The 23114-nt window shown below is 68.6% G+C and carries 18 protein-coding genes and 4 pseudogenes; 9 read left to right on the plus strand and 13 right to left on the minus strand.

What is annotated here, in order from left to right; genetic code table 11:
• Positions 1–21: 21 nt before the first annotated feature.
• Entirely contained in the window at positions 22–576 is a 555-nt protein-coding gene (locus CP973_RS20895; protein ID WP_244409657.1) for a glycosyltransferase family 2 protein, read from the minus strand.
• Positions 577–965: 389 nt separating this feature from the next.
• Complete coding sequence (locus tag CP973_RS20900) at positions 966–1346, minus strand: LppU/SCO3897 family protein (protein ID WP_150242877.1); 381 nt, start codon at positions 1344–1346, stop codon at positions 966–968.
• A 724-nt stretch (positions 1347–2070) separates the two neighbouring features.
• Between CP973_RS20900 and CP973_RS20905 the strand changes: the two genes are divergently transcribed.
• Both CP973_RS20905 and CP973_RS20910 read left to right on the plus strand, forming a co-directional pair.
• The gene (locus tag CP973_RS20905; RefSeq protein ID WP_150242879.1) at positions 2071–2433 is read left to right on the plus strand and encodes a type VII secretion target; all 363 of its coding nucleotides are present in this window, start codon (positions 2071–2073) and stop codon (positions 2431–2433) included.
• A 73-nt stretch (positions 2434–2506) separates the two neighbouring features.
• Positions 2507–3529: a hypothetical protein gene (locus CP973_RS20910; protein WP_150242881.1), complete on the plus strand. Its 1023-nt coding sequence runs from the start codon at positions 2507–2509 to the stop codon at positions 3527–3529.
• Positions 3530–4510: 981 nt separating this feature from the next.
• Here the strand turns inward: CP973_RS20910 and CP973_RS20920 are convergent.
• The 4 genes and pseudogenes from CP973_RS20920 to CP973_RS40965 form a co-directional block, all read right to left on the minus strand.
• Positions 4511–4768 carry a hypothetical protein gene (locus CP973_RS20920; RefSeq protein ID WP_150242885.1) on the minus strand — a complete coding sequence of 86 codons (258 nt, stop codon included), beginning with the start codon at positions 4766–4768 and terminating at the stop codon, positions 4511–4513.
• A 166-nt stretch (positions 4769–4934) separates the two neighbouring features.
• Complete coding sequence (locus tag CP973_RS40955; RefSeq protein ID WP_244409659.1) at positions 4935–5345, minus strand: hypothetical protein; 411 nt, start codon at positions 5343–5345, stop codon at positions 4935–4937.
• A gap of 148 nt (positions 5346–5493) precedes the next feature.
• Positions 5494–5757 (minus strand): annotated as a pseudogene (locus CP973_RS41800) (asparagine synthase-related protein); the annotation flags it as partial.
• Positions 5758–6071: 314 nt separating this feature from the next.
• Positions 6072–6248: pseudogene (locus CP973_RS40965) on the minus strand (GNAT family N-acetyltransferase); the annotation flags it as partial.
• A gap of 410 nt (positions 6249–6658) precedes the next feature.
• Between CP973_RS40965 and CP973_RS20935 the strand changes: the two are divergent.
• Positions 6659–7234, plus strand: a complete 576-nt coding sequence (locus CP973_RS20935) for an SUKH-4 family immunity protein (protein WP_150242887.1) — start codon at positions 6659–6661, stop codon at positions 7232–7234.
• A gap of 575 nt (positions 7235–7809) precedes the next feature.
• On the opposite strand, the gene CP973_RS20940 is transcribed toward CP973_RS20935, so the two are convergent.
• From CP973_RS20940 to CP973_RS20955, 4 genes and pseudogenes are all read right to left on the minus strand, one after another.
• The gene (locus CP973_RS20940; RefSeq protein ID WP_167538400.1) at positions 7810–8835 is read right to left on the minus strand and encodes an LAETG motif-containing sortase-dependent surface protein; all 1026 of its coding nucleotides are present in this window, start codon (positions 8833–8835) and stop codon (positions 7810–7812) included.
• A gap of 743 nt (positions 8836–9578) precedes the next feature.
• Positions 9579–10388: pseudogene (locus CP973_RS20945) on the minus strand (IS5 family transposase).
• 1108 nt (positions 10389–11496) lie between these two features.
• Positions 11497–12033, minus strand: coding sequence for an NUDIX domain-containing protein (locus tag CP973_RS20950; RefSeq protein ID WP_341874833.1), 537 nt, complete (start codon positions 12031–12033; stop codon positions 11497–11499).
• A 111-nt stretch (positions 12034–12144) separates the two neighbouring features.
• Positions 12145–12711, minus strand: coding sequence for a TetR/AcrR family transcriptional regulator (locus tag CP973_RS20955; RefSeq protein WP_150242891.1), 567 nt, complete (start codon positions 12709–12711; stop codon positions 12145–12147).
• Between the two features lie 161 nt (positions 12712–12872).
• On the opposite strand from CP973_RS20955, the gene CP973_RS20960 reads away from it, so the two are divergent.
• Entirely contained in the window at positions 12873–13805 is a 933-nt protein-coding gene (locus tag CP973_RS20960; protein WP_208853266.1) for a TIGR03564 family F420-dependent LLM class oxidoreductase, read from the plus strand.
• 476 nt (positions 13806–14281) lie between these two features.
• On the opposite strand, the gene CP973_RS20965 is transcribed toward CP973_RS20960, so the two are convergent.
• The gene (locus CP973_RS20965; RefSeq protein WP_150242893.1) at positions 14282–14611 is read right to left on the minus strand and encodes a hypothetical protein; all 330 of its coding nucleotides are present in this window, start codon (positions 14609–14611) and stop codon (positions 14282–14284) included.
• 1010 nt (positions 14612–15621) lie between these two features.
• A complete protein-coding gene (locus CP973_RS40075) occupies positions 15622–15771 on the minus strand; it encodes a hypothetical protein (RefSeq protein WP_167538401.1) in 150 nt (49 codons plus the stop codon).
• Positions 15772–15969: 198 nt separating this feature from the next.
• Between CP973_RS40075 and CP973_RS40080 the strand changes: the two genes are divergently transcribed.
• From CP973_RS40080 to CP973_RS20985, 4 genes are all read left to right on the plus strand, one after another.
• Positions 15970–16137, plus strand: coding sequence for a hypothetical protein (locus tag CP973_RS40080; protein WP_167538402.1), 168 nt, complete (start codon positions 15970–15972; stop codon positions 16135–16137).
• A 49-nt stretch (positions 16138–16186) separates the two neighbouring features.
• Positions 16187–16960: a transposase gene (locus tag CP973_RS20975; protein WP_150242895.1), complete on the plus strand. Its 774-nt coding sequence runs from the start codon at positions 16187–16189 to the stop codon at positions 16958–16960.
• A gap of 272 nt (positions 16961–17232) precedes the next feature.
• A complete protein-coding gene (locus tag CP973_RS20980; RefSeq protein WP_244409665.1) occupies positions 17233–17733 on the plus strand; it encodes a hypothetical protein in 501 nt (166 codons plus the stop codon).
• A 150-nt stretch (positions 17734–17883) separates the two neighbouring features.
• Positions 17884–18357, plus strand: a complete 474-nt coding sequence (locus tag CP973_RS20985; protein WP_150242897.1) for a hypothetical protein — start codon at positions 17884–17886, stop codon at positions 18355–18357.
• Between the two features lie 360 nt (positions 18358–18717).
• Here CP973_RS20985 and CP973_RS20990 read toward each other — a convergent pair whose 3' ends face one another.
• Positions 18718–21663 carry an AfsR/SARP family transcriptional regulator gene (locus CP973_RS20990; RefSeq protein ID WP_150242899.1) on the minus strand — a complete coding sequence of 982 codons (2946 nt, stop codon included), beginning with the start codon at positions 21661–21663 and terminating at the stop codon, positions 18718–18720.
• Positions 21664–22782: 1119 nt separating this feature from the next.
• On the opposite strand from CP973_RS20990, the pseudogene CP973_RS20995 reads away from it, so the two are divergent.
• A pseudogene (locus CP973_RS20995) lies at positions 22783–23114 on the plus strand (hypothetical protein); the annotation flags it as partial.

The following is a 23114-nucleotide window of genomic DNA, read 5'->3' on the forward strand; positions in this document are numbered from 1 at the left end:
TGTGCATCAGCGCGTCGAGCATCAGCGAGGGTCCTCCCCGTGCCGTCCGGGCCCTTGGCCGAGGTACCAGCGGGCGGTGCCGATCAGGCCGTAGGCGCGCAGTCGGCGGGTGGAGTTCTCCACCGCCATGCCGCGGGCGTGGACGATGGCGGTGGTGTGGCGGCGTACCCGATTCAAGAAGAGCCGATCGGTGGGGGAGGGACGGCGTGGCATTCCGCCGACAGCTTCGTAGAGTTCGCTGGTGATGGCCATGTTGTTGCCGGCGTGCATTCGGTAGGGCGCGAGATAGCCGTGACGGCGCCGGTGGGCGGGGCGGATGCGGCCGAAGAGCGCGGCGATGCGGACCAGGCGCGGAAGGCGGCCCGCCCGAGCGGCCCGTGCTCGTCCCGGCGCGCGTCGATGCGCCCGCACACCAGGCCCGCGCCCTGCCGTAGGGCACCGCGGGCACCGGGTCCAGCCGGGATGCGGCAGGCAGTCAGCAGCCGTGCGGGCCAGCAGCGTCACACCGTGCGCGATGGCGTACCGGAAGCCGTTGTCGACGGCGCAGCCCACCCCCTTCTCCGGCTCGTGCAGCACATTGTGGTCAAGCCGTGAACGTCGGGAAGCTGTACTGCCCGCAGTCGACGCGGGCCACTGTGGCCGTCCCGCAGGCTTACTGAGGTGTGAGGGCGAAGAACACCGGCTGCTGGTGGAGAGGCGAATCTTTGCGGCCCGCCCGGCGCGGACCGTTCAGGGGGTTTGCGAGCGCGCACCGGCACGTCTCGGTCAGGGCCGTCGGGCAGCCCCGCTGACCGGCGGCATCCCCAGATGCAAAGACCGGTCCTCCGCCACCAAGGCATCCTGGTCGCTCACGTACGATGCCGTTGCTCGAGCCGACCGGCCTGTTACCGGCTGCTGACCAAGGATCAGGCACCGTGCGAAACCCGAATCGATGAGGCTTCCGCGGGCGGAGCCGGCTGGATGGCCTACCTCTTGTTGTCGGCGAAGCAGACCACGAACGACTCGGTGCCGATCTGTGTGAGGGAGCCCGTCGCGCCCTTGACATCCGCACACTCAAGGGTGCCGGAGACCCCGCCCTTGACGGTCTTGAGCACCTTGTAGCTGGCGCGGCTGTCCGTGCAGCCGAGCTTGTCGACCTTCGGATCCTTCGTGGTCCCCGTGTTCTGGAAACACTCGCCCACCTGCAATGTTCCGGCCTCGTCCGAGGCGTCGTCCGGCAGGAGAACCGCAGCCGCTACCACGCCGACGATAACCAAGATCAGCCCCAGCAGCACCAGGCAGCCGCGTGTGCGGTTGGCGGGCTTCACCGAAGCGTTCGGGGCAGACAGAGGCGGCAGGGCGGACACGGACAGGGATACCTCCGGTGAGACGAGGGTGAACAGTTTCAGGTGACCCTAGCAACACACCTGATGTACCTGCCGCGCCCGGCATCGACGAAACAGAAGGTCAGGCGGTGGCCCGCCGCGTACGGGCGCGAAGCCGGCGCCCCCGTTGCGACCGGTGCCACGGTGGCGCCGTACGGCCGTAACGCCGGGTGTATGCGCTCCCCATGCCAATAAATGGTGCTGGGTCGTGGCGCCGTGAAGACAGCTGAACGGGACAACTGCGGAGTGAGGAAGTGTAGCTACCGTTCCGACTGCCCGCTCCGTATCGGTCCATGAGCTGACGTAGTCCTGCGGCAGTCCGGGAAAGTCCATGACGTACCGGCCATGCCGTGATGGTGTGCTGGCCAGCGGCACTCGGTGCCCGCGCGAGCCACGGGCATGCGCGCCATCGGGACGATACCGACTTTCCGGACCACCGAGACGGTTCGAGTCGGCATCCGACGGCGGGTTCGAAGGAGTTGCGAGCCGACAGCCGGAGCGGGCCGATGCCCGCGTCGGCCAGGAGGTACCGGGCTGCGTCACCGCTACGGCCGCGGCGAACGAGCTCGAAAGGCTCCCGCTTCCTGGGCGGGCACACCACTCGCCTCCCGTGCAAGGGGCTGTGCCGCCTGGTGTCGGCGACTGCTGACGCGTTCCGTCGTAGTCGCCCGACCAGCCGACTTGGCCGTCCCAAGGGCAGCTTACGATGATCCGGAAACTGCAGCACCGGAAATGGGGGGTGTATATGGGCAATATCAACATCAATAGCCATGCTGTGCGAGCGACGGGCAGTGATATGAGCGCGCTGTCCCGGGAGGTGGCCCGCAAGCTGAACAACTCCCTGGAGGAGAGCCAGGCCACGGGGGTGGCGAATTCCGTCTGGGGCTGGGAGTGTGCCCAGCGCCTCAACTCCTGCGCACTGATGTGGGAAGAGCACATGGTGGGTTTGGCGAAAAAGATGGGCGAGCTGGGTGAGCGGCTGCAGGAAAGCGCCGGCAGCTACGACGCTCGGGACGAGGAAGCCGCTTCACGGCTGCGGCACGGCCTGAACGATCTGGGAAAGGCGTGAGTGGCCGGTGGTGGACTAAGAGGCCGTCATCAACGCCCGGCCCGAGAAGTGGCGCAAGGCCGCCGAAGAATGGGTGACGCTGGCCAAGCATGCTCTGCGCGCCGCCCAGGACATCCGGGACAACGGCACCAAGCCGCTGGCGGAGCACTGGAGCGACGAGGTGGGGCAGAAGGCTGCGAAGGACTTCGAGCAACTGGCCGACCAGCTGGAGTCCGCCTACGACATCCTGCTCGGCGGCAAGATGCTCTGCGAGGCCGTGGCCGACAGCATGGAAACCGCGCTGAGCTCGGCGCGCGAGATCAACGAACTCGCACAGCGCCACAACCTGCGCGTCGGCACGGACGGCCTGCCCGAGGGCGCGCCCATGCCTGGCGAGGACCCGGACAAGCTGCACGCCCGCGAGCAGATCGTCGCACTGCGCGATCATGTGCTGCAGCAGGTCGGTGACAGCAGGCCGGCGACAACGACGACATCGAGAAGGGGAACACCCGCCACGCCGCCATCGTCACCGGCGTCATGCCGGACGGCGAGATCAAGTACACCCAGCACAGCGACCCGTATCGCAACGTCAGCCTCGACGGACGCCTGCCCAACACGGAAAAGGCCGAAGGCCAGCAGAAGGTCCGCATCGTCCGTCCGCATCCAGATTGGTACTGATCCCGTGGCCGAAACCACCCCCCGTGCCCAGGAGCGACCACGGGACCCGCTGAGGCGTCGGCGCGCCGCGTTCCTGGGCGTGCCGATATTCACCGTCGCAGCCGTCACCTGTTTCGTCGCGACGCTGGTCGTATCCACACAGCATGTCCATCACCAGTCCGCCGCCTGCCGGTACATCGCCGTGCCGTGGACCCATTTCGCCTTGGCCTACGGCGGCCTGGCCGCCGCCGTGCTGGCGGTGGCCGCGCACATCGTGCTCCTCCGCGGTGCGCGGCGCCGCGGAGGCGAACCGGACGCGCGGTGGCGCAGCAGCCTTTCAACCGTGTGTGTCGTCATCGCCGGTCTGATGATCGCCCTAACAGCGGTCGTCACTGTCATGACGCATGCGGACGCCGCTGAAACGGCAGCCCACCTCGGCAAGCCTATGTGCGAAGGCTGACTGGCCCACGTACGGCCTCTTGGTGGGTGTCGGTGGTGGTGAGCGTCGGTGGTACTGGTTGGCAGCTGTCTCGTATCGCTAATCACTGCGCAGGGCCTCGCTGTGAGGAGTGGGTGATCGGCCGGTAGATGGTGTGTTGTGGCTGGGTGTCCCGTGTTTCTGGTTGGTTCGGGGTGGGTGGGGGAGGGGATGGCTGTTTCGGGATGAGGTGTTCGGCTGGGCTGGTCAGCAGTGTGTGGAGCGTCGAGCTGGGTGCCTCCTGCTGGTGGCGCTGTGCGCATCAGACCGATGCCCTGCACGGTGACTTCCTGCTGGCCTTCGTCAATGGCGGGGGCTGCGCTCGAGGTCGTGCTGAGCACTCGTCGCAACAAGAGCGCGCCCAAGCGGCTTCCTGACAGGCCGAAAGCCTCGTAGTCAGAGACGGGGCACCGACGAGTCCATCTGCGATGGTCGATGTCGTGTGGAGCGGCGTTTCCAGGCCTGAGCCGCGGCGCGCTTGGCGACCGGCGAACACTGTCGGCCGGATGAGGGCAGGCGGGGGCGGCCTGGCAACGTGGTGAGGGTTGAGGAAGCCTCGGGCAGATGACGAGGGCTGTCGTCCCCAAACTGAGCCCGTCCAGCGACGCAGACCGAGGGGGCCGGTGGTTCACAGCCAGATGGTCATTTTGGCAGGCCTAATGGCGTACGGAGTCGCCGGCGCCGCCTTTTTAGCATTGTGGGGTTTTTCCGCTAAAGATTTTCTGCGAATGGCGCGAAAGACCAACCCGCACATCGATGCGACTGCGCCCGCGGACCTCGCTCTCGTATGTTCGCTCTTGTGGGGAGTGGTCTTGGCCTTGTGGCCGTTAGCCGCCCTTGTTGCAGCTCTCGAATGTCTGGCCAACCGTCCGTATTGGGTCACTGCTTGATTCGGCATCCTGGCCGACCGGGGTCAGCATGCCGCCTCCAGCGGGGCGCTGTGGCCGGTCAGCCACCAGCACGTCACCAGCAGCTGGTGCAGGTCGGCGATCGCCGTGGCGCTCTGCCCCGGGCCGCCTGCCAGAGAGCTGCGCGGACGGCAGCGGGGTCGATGAGCCCGCTGGTCACGGGCGCACTGGAGGCCATGAGGGCGTCGAGCCGGTCGTGGTGGCGGGCCAGAGCGGCGATGCGCTGGGCGGTGAACGACCCTTTCGAGCGGCGGGCGGTGAGCCAGGCCGGCAGATGCGGCAGCGCGGCCCGCAGCAGCGGTTTGTAGGCCACCAGTCCGCGCCGGGCGAGGGCCCGGCGTGGCGAACGCCGCGCGGACGACCTGGTTGTCCAGGTACGGATACACCGCTCGCACGCCCAGCGCATCCCCGTACGGCGTCCAGCCGCGGGCCGAGGCGCCGACGGACCGCAAGGCGGCCTACTGGTCGAACTCGTCCGCCTACTGCGGCTGCTGGTCACCGGCGTCCTGCCGCAGCTGCAGGGCGACCTGGTGGCGGCCGGAGCCGGTCAGCCAGGACGCCCCGGCACCCAGGCGACACCAGGACCAGCCAAAGGCGGCGGACCGTAGCGTGAACGGCCCGCGCTCCAGCACCTTGGCGGCACGTTCGAGGGAGCCGGCCCGGCCGAGGGCTGCGGCGTTCTCCAGCACCTTCCAGTACGGGCCCGGCGCGGTGGTGCGCAGCCGGGCGTACGCCACGGCTTGGCGGTGGGCCTCGCGTCGGCGACCGTCCTGCAGGAGGCGGACCCAGCAAGCGCTGGTGGCGTCCAGCACAATGTCGCCGCCGTGCCCCGTCAGGTGCAGCGGCAGACCGCGTACCGGGCGCAGGTACGCGGCGTCCATGGCATACATCGCCGCCTCCAGACCGGCTCGCTCCCGGTGGGCTGCCCGGCCGGGAAGGAGAACGGCAACTGCTCGTCGGACCCGGCGGCGACGGTGTGCTCGACGTGTGCTCGGCGACGCGGGCGGCGAAGGTCCGGTCCTCGACGCTGGTGTAGCCATCGGTATACGTGACCGCGTGCACGGGCCCGGCAGCGGTCGCGAGCACAACGGCCGCCGAAGAGTCCAGCCCGCCGGACAGATCGGCCCCCACCGCCCCGTCGGCGGCGCGGATCCGGTACCGGACCACATCGGTGAACCCATCCGGCTCGCCACACCGAGTTCTACCGGCTGACCGCCCGTAATCGGGTGTGGCTCGCCCGCCGCATCCTCCCCACCCTGCTGATCCCCGCCAACCTCGTGACCTGGGCCGCACTGACGGCATGGCGCGTACGGAGCCGGGACGCCTGGCGAGGCACGGCCTTTGGCTTCCGAGAAGGCCTGCGCACGGACCCCGGCACACGATCGCCCATGAGCTGGCGCATCGTCGGACGATTGACACGCGTCGGCCGCCCGCCGATCTTTTGACCCCCAGAAACGGTTCTCTCAGTCAGACGTCTACGGCCGACTGCGCGCTCCTGGGGCCAGAACGTGGGTCCAGCTGCCGGTCAGGCCCGGGCGGCGGACGTACAAGGCGGCAGCGGCTCTCGTCAGTCTGGCCTGACGAGAGCCGACTTCGCCGTGGCAGCAGGTCAGGAGGTAGACCCGGGGCCTGGCGCCGGTCGCGTGAAGGGTGGCGCAGGCCAGCCCGGTGGTCCGGGCACCTTCGTACAGTGCCTTGTGAATGACCGCCTCACCACAGCCCCGGCGCCACCACAGCGGATCGGTGGCGACGAACGTAACGAACAGGCGCCCATGCGCTTCAACCGGGGCGGCGCGCATATCATCAGTTATCAGGCGCTCTTCCCCTGAAACCGCCGCGCACTGCCCGCGCGTGGGAGTCGGCTGGAAACGGCCCTGTTCACCCTGCCCGCCACCGGCCGCGCCGATCAGCCGGCTCGAACAGGCCCTTGGCCGGGAGCGTGCCGACTTCCGCCACACCCGGCACCAGGCCCTGAGCACCGGCCTGCTCCCTGCTCTTCGCCGCCGCTGACCCGACCGGCGACCACCTCACCGGCCACGCCCGGGAGCACGCCGATACTCTGGCCTCCTACGCCTACAGCCTCGCAGGGAAACTCGCCGGCGCCTTGGCGAAGAGGTAGTCGGCGTCGTCCTTGCCGCGGTTGCGGCCGCAAGGCTGGTCGGCCCCACCGCTGCCGTGATGTGCGAAAAGGAGCCGGCCTCGTATGACGACCACCGACAGGGCAATGCTGGAGAGCCAGTTCAATGCAGACGAGATAGTCACCCTCCCGGAGGAGGAACTGGGTGACCTAGGGCATGAGCCCAGCCGGTGTTTCCTGCGTGAGGTGGGGCTCCCGGTCCGCGCCAACCCGTGGTTCGACCTGATCGACAGGTCCGACCTGAAGCTCAAGAAGGTGGGCGCGTGCTATGACGACCTGAACGCCCGCTGGGGGAACCTTCCCGGCAACGCGGCGGACTGGGTTCTGATTGGCATGGTCCCGTATGACGACATCGCCCTCGACGTCGCCACCGGTACCGTCTTGTGCCTCCCCCAGGACGAAGACGAGGTCTACCCGCTCAACAAGGACCTGGCCTCCTTCGCCCACTTCCTTTACCTGCTGGAGGACGAGCGTCCGAACTACGACGAGGAAGTGAACGAAGACATCAGCCTTGCGAGCGCAGGGGAAGCCGGTCAGCGTCTGGCCGAGCAGATGCGAGTCATCGACCCGGCAGCCTTGGACATCCCCCACTCCCGTTGGCACGACATCCTGAAATGGGTCTCTGACCCGGACGCCAGGTAATCGACCGCACCAGCGGAACATTGGCTGCGAAGAGTTTCCGTGCCGGGGCTTTCACCCCCACTCGCTCTACAAGCGCCTCACAGCACAGGGGTAGGGCGGCTTTCGTCGCGGCAGGGGTATGGGTGCCACCGGCTCCCTGTCGGTGAAGCGTTCTGCGGGACGCCCGGCGCGCTTGGCAGTCTTTTGCGCGGCGCCGATCCCCAGCGCCTGCGGGATCGCGGCGCTGGGGATCGGCAGTCTGTCCCGCCTTGCCGCCCCGGCCAGCCCGCCCCGGTCCTGGCGCCGTGTCCCAGCACCGTCCGCCGTGGACCGCCGTCGGCGCTGCCCCGCTGGGTTCCGGCTGTCCAGGAGCCGACGCGGCCGCCGACGCCCAGGTCGATGTGCAGGTGGGCCCAGGCCATCGCGTCACCGTAACCCTCCTGGTGCAGGGCAAAAGGCCATTGCATCGGTGGGGCCCCGGGGCACCGGCGCCCGGGGCCTTCGTTGGCGGAGCCCAGTGCCTCAGTGACACCGCCCGCTACCGCTGTAGCAGTGGGAGTAGCCCACGTGGAAGCGGACGCAGGATGCACGGATCCTTACGCCTGGGAGCCGGTCCTGCGGCGACGTGCGATGACGACGGCCCCGGCACCGGCGAGGACGGCGGCGCCCCCGATGGCGGCAAGGGTGGGCAGCCTGTCCGAGGAGCCGGTTTCCGCGAGCGTGCCGCTGACCGGGAGCTCGTCATGGCCGCCGTGCGACGCCGTCTGGTTCCCGGCGGTGCCCGGCTTTTCCGACCTGCCCTTGCCGTCCACGGGCTTGCCCTGGGCATCGTCGACCGGGCCGGGCTTGCTGTGCGGGGAGAGGACGGTGAAGTCGAACTGGCTGATGTTGTCGAAGCCGCACCGGTCGTCCTCGCCGTAGGAGTACCCGATGGTGAAGAAGTACCCCGTGCCGGCCTTGGCCTTGCCGCCGGCCTTGATGCGCAGCTTGGCGTCCGCGTATTCGCCCGGCTCCAGCCGCTTGATGGTGGCGAAATCGTCGCTGTCCTGGAACTTGGCGCCCTCGCCTTCGATGGGCTTCCAGGCGTGTGTCTTCGGGTTGAACCACTGCACCGTGACGTCCAGTTCGGCGATATCGCTGAGTTTCGGGTCGGCGGTGCCCAGGGAGAGGGAGATGTCGGTCGCCCTCACCGCAATCCTGGAGACGTTGGTGACGCGGTAGGTGAACTCATGCCAGCCGGAATTGGCGACGATCTTGCTCGGGAGACCGGCCAGCCCCGTCTTGCCGCGGTCTGCATCGAAGATCGGAAAGCAGGAGGTGGAACCGGTTTCGGTGGGGGACGGCGTGGTGCTCGGCTTCGCCGCCCCCGAGGCAGTGGGCGTCGGCTCAGCGGCCGGCCGCTTTGCGGCGGCCTCCCCGCTGCGCATGTCGCCGGCAGCGCTGTCACCGCCGTGGGTGCCGTCGGCGCCGGTTGACGAGGAGGTGGCCGGGGCCGACGCGGAGGGCGTGGCACTGGGCGTCGGCACCTGGTCCGTCGCAGACGCGGCGGGGGCCGCGAGCAGGGTCAGGGGGCTGATGACGGCCGTGACAACTGCAGTCGCCAGGACACGGTGGAGCTTCATTGAAACCTTTCTTGGGGAGCCGGACTGACGGCCGACGGTGAGGCAAGCCCGGTACGGCCCCGTGGACGAACAGGTATGTGACCGGCGAGGCCATCGAATGGTTGTGCGCCGAGCGGACGCGCCCGGTGTGACAGTGCTCACCGGGCGCCCGCAGGTCGGCCCGTCCTCGGGGCGTGGCCTGCCAGAGCCCCGCCTGATCCGACGCCTTGGGGCAGGCGCAGTACAGGAGGCGCAAGGCGTGACGCCAGCCGGCCACATGGTTCCCCGCTGGCGGGCGTTCGGAATAGGCCAGGTGGCAACCGGCAACCGGACGTGGGCGCCGTAGGAGTAGACGATGAAGAGGCGGCGGCTGCTCCGGAACGCGCAACAGATGGATGTTCATAGCTGACCACCGCACTGCGCTGTGACATAGCCGGTGCGCAGCCCAGGTTCGGGGCGACGGGATACGTACGGTGGCGGCGCACTGTCCGTCTGGGACCGGTTCGGTGGGCGCGGCGGTGGGCATGATCGTCTTCCTGCGTCCTTGGGCATGACGGACGGAGCAGGGGGCGGGGTGGGTGCGGTCCTCGTTGGCTAGGTGCCGCCAGTAGGCGGTGAAGGCGCGGTCGCCGTCGGGGAAGGGATGGTCGGGGGCCGCGCGACGGGCTCAGGTGCGCACCGCGAGGTCGCCGTGCGGGTACACCGGCGACTTCGCGGCACCTCGTGCAGGGCCTCGACGAAATCGTCCAGGCTAAGACGTCATCTCATTTGGCGATTCTGCGGTAGCAGATGAGGGTGCAGGCGATGCTGGTGAAGGCGAGGAAGTGTGCGGCTTTGCGTTCATAGCGTCGATGGAGGCGGCGGCAGCCGGCGAGCCAGGACATGGGTGCGTTCAATGGTCCAGCGGTGGCGGCCGAGTCGCTTTGAGGTCTCGATGCCTTTCCGGGCGATGCGGTGGGTGATACCTCGTCGGCGTAACCATCGCCGCAGGTGGTCGTAGTCGTAGCCCTTGTCACCGTGGAGCTTGCCCGGCCTGCGTCGCCGGGGCCCACGGCGGGAGCGGATCGGCGGTATGCCCTTGACCAGGGGAATCAGGGCTTGGCTGTCATGCAGGTTGGCCGCGGAAATACCGACGGACAGGGGCAGACCGGTCCGCTCGGTGAGCGAATGGATCTTCGAGCCGAACTTGCCCCGGTCCACAGGATTCGGGCCTGTCAGGTCCCCCTTTTCAGGGCCCGCAGGTTCACCGAGTCGATCGCACAGCGGGACCAGTCCAGCTCACCACGACAGCCCAGCTCATCGGGGACCGGGCGATGGAGCCCGGCCCATACCCGCGCCTTCGTCCACTCCGCAAAACGCCGGTGGGCTGTGGCCCCGGACGGCCCGAAGGAGGCGGAAGGCAACTGCTGCCACGTACAGCCCGACGTGGCTACGAACACGATCGCTGCCAGCACCTCCCGGTCACCGTGCCGGCGCCGCCCACCGCCCTGCGGCCGCGACGGCGCCTCCGGCACCACACGCTGGAACAGCTCCCACAACTCATCCGGCACCAGCCGCTCAACGATCCCCACCACGCCGACAGCCTACCGAAGCCACCAAATGAGATGACGTCTACGAGCCGGGCCTCTCTGCCGGGGTGATGCCGGTGCAGCGCGAGCTGGTCCCGCCCGGGCCCGACTACCTCGCCCGGCGGGAGGCCTTCGTCCATGAGTACGAAGAGTGCTTGGAGCGGCGTACGACCGGTTCGGTGCGGACAGCGAGACGCCCGCCCGGACGGTACGCCGTGGTGCGCCGGCCCGAGGGCCTCATCGTGATCGAACGGCTGGCCACCGTCCGCTACGACGTGTTCGCCGCGTTCGACGGCGAGATCGAGGGCCACTACCTCACCGACATCGCGGAGGCCTGGGAGTACGGGCATGAGCACCGACGCAGATCTCCGCCCGGAACAACTCACCGAGCGAGTGCGGTTCGACCTGAAGAGCGCAGGGCTCTCCCTGGCCCCGGAACCCCGGGGCCGCTGGCGCGGCGCGCCGCTACAACGCCGCCTCGCAGGTCATGCACGCCGCTTTGGGCATGATCCTCGCCGCGTTCGGCCACCGCATCCCGAACGGGGCTATGGGTCCGGCTACATCGTCACGACAGCAGGTGCCCCATGACCGTCTTTCCCAACTCACTGGTGCGGCGCGCCGACGGCGGCCGCCACCCTTGGCACGCGGCGGCCGCCAGTCCTCCTTCAGCGTCCTCCGACCCGCTCTGAGGCCGTGGGCCTGATCTCGTCAGGGTGAGTCCGGTGGCTGAGCCCAGCCCACCGAGGAATGCGGCCAGGGTGCGGCGTTGGCACTCCTCATTGTCGGTCTTCTCCGCCGGATCCGGTCTCTCTTCAGGGCGCCGGAGGCAGGCCGTGCGACCGGGGAAGCCGAGGCGGGAGGGCGTTAGTGCCGACATTAGATGTCCGTTAGATCGGCACGGCAGGCTCAGGGATGTCCGCTGGGGGACTGGTCCTTTATGGGGCGATCCCCTTCATCGTCCTCGTTCGTCTCCACAGTGATCTCTGCTCGGCAAGGACCCGCCGACAGGCCGTCTGTCGAGCCGAGGTCTTACCTGAACCACCCGTATGCGTGCCGCCGCTGGAGGCACGGCCGCTTGTCCAGCACACCCCTGCCGAAGGACTCAACCGTGATGTCAACTCTGCGCGCCGCGCTCGCGCGCATACTGGCAGCTTCGCTCGCCGTTCTGGCCCTGGCTGGACTGGCTGCCCCCTCCGCCCATGCCGACACGACGCGCGAGCGCTGACATGCGTATATGACGGGTCGTGTGGCGCAGTGAGTGCGAGATGGCCGGACATGGATTGCGAAACCGCAGGTTACTTTCATGCGAGTCGGTAACAGGTGAGGGCAGGGTGGCCGTGGAGGCGACCGTGGCGTATCGGCCGCGGGCATCGCGGCCGATGGCGTCGTAGGCGCCCCTCTGCGGCAGATCGGTGGCCGGGGCCGTGACGCCGGTCTCCTCCTGGAGTTCGCGGGCGGCGGCGGCCGGACTCGTCTCCCCGCCATCCATGTGACCGCCCGGCGAAGCAGGCGGGTTCGCCGGTTTCTGGCCGGGGCGTTGCAGGAACCGGCGGGTGAGTGGTTCACCGGCAGCTATGAGTATGGCGGGTTCGCAGCCGAAGGGGTTCTGGGCGTCTGGGCCCACCGCCGTCGCCGACCGCGTCCTGGCCACCGGCGACCTCTCCGCACCCCCTGGGCGACAACACCCCGGGGAATGAAGCGTCCGGTACTGGCTGTCCGGCGGTTGAGGTCGCCGACGGTCACAACCGGTATGGATGTGGCGTTACCAGCTGCGTGCGGTGCGGTGCAGATCCTCGAAGCTCGTGTGCAGGTGATGCCCGAGCGTGCGGTACTGCGGGTCGGCCAGCCACCGGGCTGCGGCGAGCTGGTATGCGGTGACGGAGACCGCGGCGGTCAGCGTGGCCGCCGGGTCGGGGATGCCCCGTGTGCGCAGCGCGGCGGTGATCGCCTCACCAAGGGCTGCCAGTTTCGCCCATTCGCGTTCTCGCAGATCGGTATGTGCGTCGAGAAGGTGCCTGCGGCGCTGTGCGGCCTCCCGGCGCTGGTCGAACCAGTCACTTTCGGCGATGAATGCCGCGCTGACCGCGTCGAGCGGGGACTGCTTGGCGGGTGCCGCGCCCACCGCTTCGCGGACCGTGGCGATGTACGAGTCCTGCTCGGGGAAGAGCACCTCGCGTTTGTCGGCGAAGTGGTTGTAGAAGGTGCGCTCGGTCAGGCCGGCTCGCGTCGCGATCTCGGCGACGGTCGTGCGTTCGTAGCCGCGTTCGGTGAACAACTCGATCGCGGCTTCCTGCAGTCGTTCCTGCGTGCCGCCCGGCCATCGTCCCATGACACGCAGAGTAGTGACTACAGAAACTGCAATCAAACTGTACGGTGATTGCAGAACCTGTAATCACCGTGGTGCTGCGGGTCGACGGAGGCCGCAGCGGTGAAGAGGACGCGAGTCATGGGAAGCGGAACACGAAGGAGCTCGTGATGGACACTGCCGGAATGAGGGTCGGAGTGTTTCTGGGAGGCACGTTCGCGCAGGAACCCGGCATGACCAACCTTGTGGACCGGGCGGTGGAGTTCGCGCACGAGGTGGCCGACGCCGGGGTGCGCACCGTGTGGTTCGGGCAGGCGGCGGATTACGACGCGCCCCAGCTCGCCGGGCTGGTGGGCCGGGCGGAACCCAGGGTCTGCGTAGGTACCTCGGTCGTGCCGATGTATCCTCGTCATCCGCTGCTGCTCGCGGCTGCGGCGAAGACGGCGCAGGCGGCTGCCGCAGGGCGCTTCCGGCTCGGCGTCGGACTCGGCGCGCGCACTGTTCTCCAGCCGCAGTTCGGCCTGCCGTATCCGCCGCAGATCCAGCACCTGCGCGAGTACCTCACCGCGCTGCGCCCGCTGCTGGACGGCGACGACGCCGCCTTCGTGGGGGAGACGCTGGCGTCGCGTCCGGTCGGCTCGACGGCCGTGGCCGGGGCTTCCCCGGCGGTCCCGGTGCTGGTGGCTGCGATGGGGCCGCGGGCCCTCGCGGCCGCGGGCGAGCTGGCCGAGGGAACGATTCCGTTCCTCGCCGGGCCTCGTACCCTCGCCGAACAGATCGTGCCGGCCGTCACCGAAGCCGCCGCCGCGGCCGGGCGGCCGGCCCCGCAGATCGTGGCCGGGGTGCCCGCGGTGGTCACCGACGACGCCGCAGCTGCCCGCGACCGCGTCTCGGCCGCCCTCGACTTCTACGACAGCATCCCGTCCTACCAGAAGGTCATCGCGGCCGAGGGGCTGTCGAGCGCGGCGGACCTGCTGATCGCCGGCGACGAGGACACCGTCACTGCCGGTCTGCGCCGCTACTTCGACGCCGGGGCCACCGAAGTCATGATCACCCACACCGACCTCTTCGACGCGCAGGACCGCGCTCGGACCTGGGCTGTCGCCCGGCTTCTGTGACGCGGGACCGAACCGGCCGCACCGCCCCTCCGGCTTCTCCCGCCGTGATCGCTGTGCGGTTCTCGACCGCCCGGTCTACCAACCCCGCGGAAAGGCAGGACCACCGACCAATCTCCGGCGGGGCCGGGTGCCGATTCGCGGCTCAGCGTCCGTGGGTCTCTCATCGCGGTGTTCTGACGGTGGGGCCCCTGACATGCGTATATGTCGGGCCGTGTGGCGCAGCGAGTACGAGATGCTCGAAACATGGGTTGAAAAACGCAGGTCACTTTCATGCGAGTCGGCAGCTGCTCGATGGCTGGGGCGGGCACGGTGGTGCCGGTCGTGCTGGTGGCGTCGTCCATGCCTGCCCAACTCCCGGAGCCGCGTGAGCGACACGTTGCCCGCAGCAGCGGTCGAGAGGGTCAGAGAACCCTTGTGCTAATCGTGCGATCCGAGTGTGCTCATGGTGAAGGCGACATCGTGCACTTCGTACGTGCTCATGTTGAAGGTGGCATCGTGCACTTCGTGCGTGCCGTGCGGAGCCGCCCAGTCGACGCGTTCGCTGATGAAGTGGGCATGGAAGCCCCCGACCTGATGGGGTCAGCGCGCGGCAGCATGGCCGCTATGCCTCGGCTTCTTTCATCCTCGCGACGCGCCTGTGCGAAGCGGCGCCGTTCTTCAGCAAGGACGAGGGCCGCGTCGGGGAAGTCGAAGGCCAGGACCTCGCCGTCGGCGGCCACGACCGGCGTGCGGATGGTCCGTTCCTCGTCATCGACGGTCACCGTGGCGGCCACGTCATGCGCTGCGGTCTCACCCTTCTTGACCACTCGTACCGCGTAGGAGCGGTCCAGTCGCCTTCCCAGCGGACATCATCCCGCTCGGTGCTGCGGGCATCGCTTCTCTGGGCGCAGACGTTGGCTTCCTCCGCGAGTTGGTTCGCCTCTCCGGCGATGCGATTCGACTCGTCGCTCTTCGCGTTCGCCTCCGTGGCTATGTCGTTGGCCTTACCGGCGTGTCTGTTGGCCGGGTGGGCGTACACGAGCGCGGCAACACCGGCTACGCCTCCCACCCACCCCGCTATGTGTTTCCACGCCGTCACCTTAGACACTGCCACTGACACTGCTGCTTCACCGGCACGCAGGCGTCTGGACGGCTGTTGTGCCGTGGCGGCGGCCACGGTCTCCAGTACGGTGCGCTGCTGCGGGGAGACGGGCACGTCGTCCTGGCGCAGCGAGCGCAGGGTGGCACCTGAAGCGCACGGCCTGCACAGACCGAACACGGAAACCGGGCTGATGAGGGTGTGAGAGGAGGAGCTTTCGTAGACGGGCCGATAGCAGCCGGGGCACCGCCGGCAGTCCTCCGGCCCATCCGCCGGCGGGGCATCCGGGCCCAGCAGCACCACGATCCGGCAGAGGTTCTCTCCGGCCTCGGCCCACAGGCCCATCGGCCGTTCCGCGCGCCGAAGATGACGTCCGCACCTTCCGGGCCTCGACAGTACGGATCCGGACCCGGGCCAGCGTGCCGACGCCTTCGTCCGGGTGATCGGGAAAAAACATCACGGCAGTCTCGAACCCAACCCCTTCCTCCACAGGGATGCCGTGTGGCTGCCCGGCGGCGAGGGCCGCGCCGAGGTCGTTCAGCCCGCAGCCGTCATCGTCGTTGCTGATCCGCAGCGGCCACGCGGCCGCAGCGCCGTCGGCCTCGGCAGGCGATCAGGTTCCGCTTCCGCTGCGCCGGCGCCACCGTGAGCTGTTTGTCGTCGGCCGCCTGGAGGCCGGTGGCACCCGGGCGCACGGGGTGCTGGACGGCGTCGCGATCACCCGGACGGTCAAGATGCTCACGCCGGGGCGGCATGATGCTGGGTGAGGTGGGGCAGCTCGACGATCTTGCCGAGGTTGAACTGCCCGTTGCCCTGGGTGTTGGGGATGTAGACATCGGGGAACAACTGACCCACCGATCCGTCCTCCCGCTCGATTTTGGCGCTCATCGTAACTCTCACGGGAATCGTGCTGGTGGCGTCCGCGTACTTGGGCGTTACCTGGTAGAGGATCGCATCGTCCTCTCCGAACGACTGCTTTGCCACCTCGCCACGGACCTTGACATGCAGGCCGGAGTGGTGACGGGGGTGGGCGCAATTCTCGCTGCAGGTGGCGGGGTATACGCGACCAAGAAGGACGCGTCGGCCTTGACCGACAAGCAGAAGATGCCCGTCTTGCTAGCGGTCGTCGTCAGCATAAACTTGGACCAAGTTCTCGACAAGAACGGTGACTCCTTCCTGGTCGCAGTCAGTGCGGCCGTAGCTGTAGGACTTGTAGTCGGCCTTATTGCGCGTATCCAAACTTCCGGCAAGTGATCCTAGAGGCTGTCCCGTAACTGCCGGTCAGAGGTGAGACGATCTTGCCGTGGCTGGTGTGATCAAGGCGTCGGATCCCTCGTGGATAGGTCCGTTCACCGGGCTGAGCCCACGGCAGTTCAACAAGCTGATCACCGCGTTGCGGCGCGAGGGCGCCGATCCGGTCCGCAAGGGCCGGCCGTGGTCGTTGCCGCTTGAGGACCGGGTGCTGCTGGTGGCCGCGTACTGGCGCACCAACCTCACCCTGCGCCAACTCGCCCCGCTCTTCGGCATCTCCAAGTCCGCGGCCGACCGGATCGTCGGCCACCTCGGACCGGCTCTCGCCCTCCAACCCCGGCGGCGGTTCCGCAAGAACACCGTGCTCATCGTGGACGGCACGCTGGTCCCCACCCGCGACCGGGCCGTGGCCGCCTCCAGCAAGAACTACCGTTACTCCACTAACCATCAGGTCGTCATCGACGCCGACTCCTGCCTGGTCGTCGCCGTCGGCAAGCCGCTGCCCGACAACCGCAACGACTGCCGGGCCTGGGAGGACTCCGGCGCGAAGGCTGCCGTCGGCACCACCCCCATGGTGATCGCAGACGGCGGCTACCGCGGTACCGGCTTGACCATCCCGCACTACCGCCGGCGCAAGGACGAAGAACTGCCCGCCTGGAAGGAAGAGCACAACGCCTCCCACCGCAAGGTCCGTGCCCGCGTCGAGCACGCCTTCGCTCACATGAAGAGCTGGAAGATCCTGCGCGACTGCCGCCTCAGAGGCCACGGCGCCCACCACGCCATGCTCGGCATCGCCCGCCTGCACAACCTGACCCTCACCGGATGACAAGCAAACGAGCAGCTCAACCTGCACGTCCCTGGTGATTTACGGGACAGCCTCTAGGGGTCTCTCCAGGACTATCTGTCCGGCAAGGGTTGCGTTGCGATCTGTAAAAACTGATCAAGGTCGCCGATTCGCTGTGACCGACCACATACGACGTATGTGGCCTCGCCTCCCGCGTGCGGGCCGACCGTTGTGATCAGCAATAGTCTGTGGGCGGCACCCCGTCTCCACCGGGATGCCGCCGACAGCTATCTGGGCGCAGGAAGGCGTGGACGATGGACGACAGCCATCAGCCCGACGATGAAAGCCCCTGGGCGTCTCTCTCCCCGTGGGAGAGGGCCCTGGCCGCTTTCGGTATGACCGGTCTGATCCTTGGGGTCGTCACTGCTGTTCTCGCGGCTGTGCTGCTCGGTCTCCTTGCCGTCGCCGCCGCGTCGCTCCACCTGGTGGAAGCCGACGGGATCGGGACCCTGTTGTGGGGCGTGGCGCTGTTCCTGCCGTGCAACGCCCTGGCAGCGCTGTTCATCTACCCGCTGCGTTTGGGGCTTCGGCTCACCAGCCTCGCACCGCGAACCAAGAAGGCGACGGAGGCCGCGCTTTCCGTGGCGACGACATTCCTCGCCGTCTTGTTCACCGAATACTTCACTCCCGGATTGCGGGTACAGCACCCATGGCTCCCGGCATTGCTGGCTGCATTGCTTGTCGTCCTGGCCAACCTGGCGGTCAGGAAGGCGGAGAGGCGCACATCGAACAGGGCTGGCGGAAAGCTCCTCTGACCGGGCAAACCCTGAAGCAACGGCCACCGCCAGCGGCGGCAGCACCACGATGCTGCGCTCCCTGACCGCCCAGTTCCTCCACCAGGGCGCCCACGCCCTGGTCCTCGACCCCAAGCGATCTCCCACCTGCATGCGAAGGCCCTGCCGACGGTGACCCACCGCGGCAACATCGCCGGCCTCCACGACGTCCTAATCCGCCTCGCCACCGAACTGGAACGCCGCCTCGACCTCAACGGCGACCTGGACGACGTACCGCGCCTGATCGTCGCCATCGACGAGGCCAACACCACGCTGCGCCAGCTCGCCCGCTACTGGGAGACCTTCCGGCACAAGGACGACCCGAAGACGTCCCCGGCCATCACCGCGCTTGAGGAATTCCTCTGGGCAGGACGCGCGGCCCGCGTCCACGTCATCTTCGACGGACGGCCCCACACCGCCGCCCTCGGCGGGATGTCGCGGCTGCCCACGAGCTGTTCGCCACGGTCATCCTGGCGCGGTTCACGGCCGACACCTGGCGGCGCCTGGCCCCGATGGCCGGCCCTGCCCCGAAGAAGCAGGACCCGCGCCCGGGCCGCTGCCACGTCGTCCAACACAACAGCACCCACGAGACGCAGGCGGTCCTGATGACCGACGCCGACGTCGTCAACCGGTTTACCGACCCGGACGACCACGAGAGCTGACCCGGCGACGGACACACAACGGGCCCCGGGGAACTGTCATGACCTCCCCGGTGCCCGGTATGGGTTCCGCTGTCCAGGTTGTCGTCGACGTGCAGCGCTGGGTGCGCGCCCTGCCCTTGTTTGGGGTGGCCCGCCACGTGGCACGGCCGTCGGCGGGCGCCTGTGCAGCCGGGCGGGCCACTGGGCAAGCGGTGCATGACGTCGACGTTAGATTAGATAGGCGTTAAGTCCGCAGGCCGACGGAGATGCGGGTGATGAGGAGCACGGCATCCAGGCGCATACGGCGCCGGTCCGGTGCGCCGGGTCAATGTTGCGCTGAGCTGGTCGGCTGACTGCCGGCTGGAACGCCGGGATCGCCGGTGAGCCATGCCCGTACGTCGGCGACTTCGGGGGCACCCAGCTGTTCGTAGATTGTCAATGCCTCTTGCCAACAGGCGCGAGCACGAGCCCGGTCGGGGTGTTTGATGTGCTGCAGTGCGTGTCCCAGAGCGCTGAGGGAGTTGGCGCGGACCCAGTTGTTGCCGGTGTCGCGCGAAGCAGCGAGGGCCTGTTCGGCGAGGCCCACCGCCTGGGTCGGCCGTCCTGCGGCGAGGTGGACTTGGGCCATCCGCCAGTAGGTCATCGTCTCCCAGAAGCGATGCCGGTAATGCTGGAAGATGGGCAGCGCCTGGGACAGATGATCCAGCGCGTCGTCTGTGCGGCCGGCCTGTGCCAGAGCCAGTGCCAGACTGTAGTGGCCGACGGTCAGCCGCAGCGTCGCGCCGATGGTCCGGTAGGTGGCCAGGGCCCGCTCTGCCAAAGCCACCGCGTCGGCGACACGGCCGGTGTCCAGGTAAAGGCGGGATAGGTTGGCGAGCACGCTCGCGACGCCGTTCTGGTTGCCGTAACGGCGGAAGGCGTCAAGCGCCTGGTGAAGGCACGTTTCCGCTTCGCTGTGGCGGCCTTGCACGCTCGCGAGGATGCCCCTGTCGTTCAGGGTCTGCGCAGTAAGCATGAGGTCGGAGCAGTGGAGTTGGTGTTCCCAGGCGGCCCGGGCTGCGTTTTCCGATTCCTGGAAGCGGCCGACCAAGAGGTGGATGTTAATCATGAGACAGTGCAGGCGGCCTGCGGTCCGGGCATCACCCACCTGCTGGGCTGCGGTCAGGAGTCGGGCGTTCACCTGCGCGTACTGCTGAGCGTCCGAGCCGGTCTCGGCCAGGTCCTTAGCGACGAGCATGAGGTCGGCGGCGCGGCGCAGTGCTGGGCCGTGGGTTGAGGCAGCGGCGCAGGCCAGGAGAGCTTTGGCTTCGGTGAACAGCCACTGCAGAGCGGGCTCGGAGTGGTGAAATTGCAGACCGGGCCATCGGGTGGGTTCAATGTGGTCGAGTATGGGGTCGCCAGGCCGCACGAGCATGTAGACGTGTGCGGTGGTGGCCAGGTAGAAGTCCAGCAGCCGCGATCGTGCCGCTTCCTGCTGCTCGGGTGTCTCGTCGCGTTCGGCGCAGGCCCGCGCGTACAGACGCACAAGGTCGTGAAGGCGATAGCGGTCCGGGGCGGGCGACTGCAGCAGCGAGGTGTCCACCAAAGTTTCCAGCAGTTCCCTACTGTCCGTGGTGTTCGAACCGAGGACTGCAGCGGCGGCACTGAGCGAGATGTCCGGGCCGTCGGGAAGGCCCAGCAGACGGAACGCACGGGCTTGAGCGGCGGTGAGCTGGCGGTAGCCCAGTTCGAAGGTGGCGGTGACCGCGATGTCGCCTGCCCGCAGTTCGCGCAGCCGGTGCCCTTCGTCGGCGAGTTTGCGGGCCAGGTCGGTGACGGTCCAGCTGCGGCGCGCAGCCAGCCGGGAGGCGGCGACACGGATCGCCAGGGGCAGGTACCCGCAAGCCGCCACCACTTCGAGGGCTGCCTCGTCCTCCGCGCCGGTGATGCGGGCGAACAGGGTCAGGGCGTCCTGCGGGGGCATGACGTCCAGGTCGACCAGGTGCGCGCCGGCCAGGCCGGTCATCCGGGTGCGGCTGGTGATCAGGACGGCGCAGCCCGGCGTCCCCGGCAGCAAGGGCCTGACCTGGGCGGCGTCGCGGGCGTTGTCCAGCAGAACCAGGACGCGTCGGCCGGCGAGCACCGAGCGGTAGAGAGCCGCGCGTTCCGCCACGCCTTGGGGCAGAGCTGCGCTGGGTGTGCCCAGGACTCGCAGGAAGGCGCCGAGCACGGCCTCGGGCATGGCTGGGCCGGACCCGGCTCCCTGCAGATCCACATACAGCTGACCGTCGGGAAACTGCGGCCGGACGCTGTGCGCGACGTGCACGGCCAGTGTCGTCTTGCCGACCCCTCCGACGCCGGAGACCGCCGACACCACCACCCCTTGCCCGTCTGTTGCGACAAGGCGCTTGCGCAGTTCTTCGACCACGGTCTTGTGCCCGGTGACGTCAGGCAGGTCCGCAGGCAGTTGCGCCGGCCTGACCACGGCATCCGGTACGTCCCGCGGCCCGTCCGGCAGCGCGGCCAGGCCCGGGTCAGCCCGCAGGATGCGCTGGTGCAGCTCGGACAGATCGCGGCTGGGATCAGCCCCGAGTTCCTCCGCCAGCAGCCGACGGGTATCGGCGTAGACGGCCAGCGCCTCGCCCTGGCGCCCACCACGGTAGAGCGCCAGCATCAGCAGCTCCCGCAGCCGTTCGCGCAACGGGTACGTCGCCGTCAGCGTGGTCAATTCCGCGACCACCTGCGCATGAAGGCCGCTCTCCAGGTCAAGGGCGAGTCGGCGCTCAAGGAGAGCGAGGCGCTGTTCTTCCAGACGGGTCCGCAGCATCGCGCAGTACGGACCGGGCACACCGGCCAGGGGGTCGCCGGACCACAGTCCCAGAGCCTGACGCAGCAGCTCCCGGGCGCGGCCGATCCCACCGCAGCGCTGCGCCTGTTCGGCTTCGCGTGCGAGCCGTTCGGCAGTGCCCAGATCGGTGTTCTCATCTTCCACGCGGAGTGCGTAGCCGCCGGATTCGCTCACCAGGACGTCCGCATCCGGCCCCAGCGCCTTGCGTATCCGGAACGCATACGTCCGCAATGCGGCCACCGCGGTCGCCGGCGGGTCTTCGCCCCATAGTGCGTCGACCAGTTCGGCTACCGAGGCTACCCGCCCGCCCCGCAGCAACAGCACGGCCAGCAACGCCCGCTGCTGCGGCGAACCGGCATCCAGCCGCTCCCCGCCTCGCCACACCCCGACCGGCCCGAGCACGGTGAACCGGAGCGCACATCCGCCCGCTGCACCAACGGCCATGACAACCCCCTGCCGCCGACATCGGCTTGCCCCTCATTCAGCCGCCTCCGCCCGGCCCACAGGCCCGCAGAACACGACATGACCTGAACCTGCCGCAACAGCGACGCCAAAATGACCTTTGTCCGTCAGCTGTGGTCGCCTTCGCAGCCGTCGAACCGTGCGGTTCCGGCCTTGCGGCCCTGAGGCTCCGCAGCGGCGCGGGTCGGGCGAGGGGCGACGAAGCAGACAGCCGCCATGCCGCCGAAGTGGCATCAGAGCGTGAAGCCGCTCCCGCGGACGGCGAATCCGGGCACGTGGACGTTACGACACTTCGACCACGTCCTTGCCCGCCTCATCGATGTCCTCTCTGCCCTTCCTGGCACGAGCCGCACCTGGGTACGGCGTCCTCTTGGCCCTCGTGCTGCCGTTCGCGCTCGCGGAAGTTGGAGTGTCATGTTGATCACGCGGCCGTAGCGGCCGTCCTCGCGCAGCAGGTGCGCGTATTGCGGGTCCACCCAGCCCATGGCGGCCTCCTGGTGGTGCGGTGTGGACGGTGCGCTTTCAGCGTCCTCCGCTGCCGGCGCCTGGTCCAGGCGCCGGCAGCGGCGCCCTTGCCGAAGTCGTCCTTCGTGAAACTGATGGACCTGTACGCGCCGCTGGGGGCACCGCCCGCTGCCCAGCACCGCGCCTCCTCGTACGGGCGCTCTGCGCGCGGCTGGCCCGCCTCACAGACCCCCTTGGCCACCACGCAGCCCATGGGGGAGCAGCCCAAGATCTCCGGGGCTACACGCACTCCAGTGCAATGTCGCTGTATCCAGACCCCGGCATCGTACTGAGGTGCGTGTAGGCCCTGGGGTGCGATGCCGATAAGTCCGAAGTAGCCAGCACCCCGGCCGCGCAGCGCGCCCAGAACCCGCTGACGCGGTACCTTCGCGTGATCGGCTGCTGTGGAAACGGCATTGTTGCCGGCGGGACTGCCGCGTCATGCTGGCTATCACCGCGCGGCGAGGGGCCCGGCGGTACAGCCGCTGGAGGACCACGGTGACAAGCGGACGGCCCGACGCGACAGGAGGAGCGGCGCGGCACCGCGCCCACCTGGAGGCATTCGTAGTACGCGCCCGCCGGGTGGAGGCGCACTCGATGGCTTCCGACTGGGATGTCCTGGTCGCCCTGGCCGGCGCAAAGTTCTCGGTGACCGTTCTGGCAAACGGCGAGGCCCGGTTCCGGCAGGAACTGCCGCCCGAGGAACTGGTCGAGTCAGCCGCAGCACGGATCAGACCGATCCTGCTGGAGAAGGACCCCTGCTCGCACCGGAAGGCTCTGGCGGGGTTGGGATACTTCTGCCGGTCGATGCCGCATGAGACAGCGTGGGTGAAGGAGGCGCGGGCCGAGTGGCAGGCGAGAACAGCGGCGGCACCCGCTCGGGAGACCGGATACCGCGTCATGATCGGCGCCACTGCAACCGGACACAC

It is taken from the genome of Streptomyces albofaciens JCM 4342 (genome assembly GCF_008634025.1).
GTDB classification, from domain to species: Bacteria; Actinomycetota; Actinomycetes; order Streptomycetales; family Streptomycetaceae; genus Streptomyces; species Streptomyces albofaciens.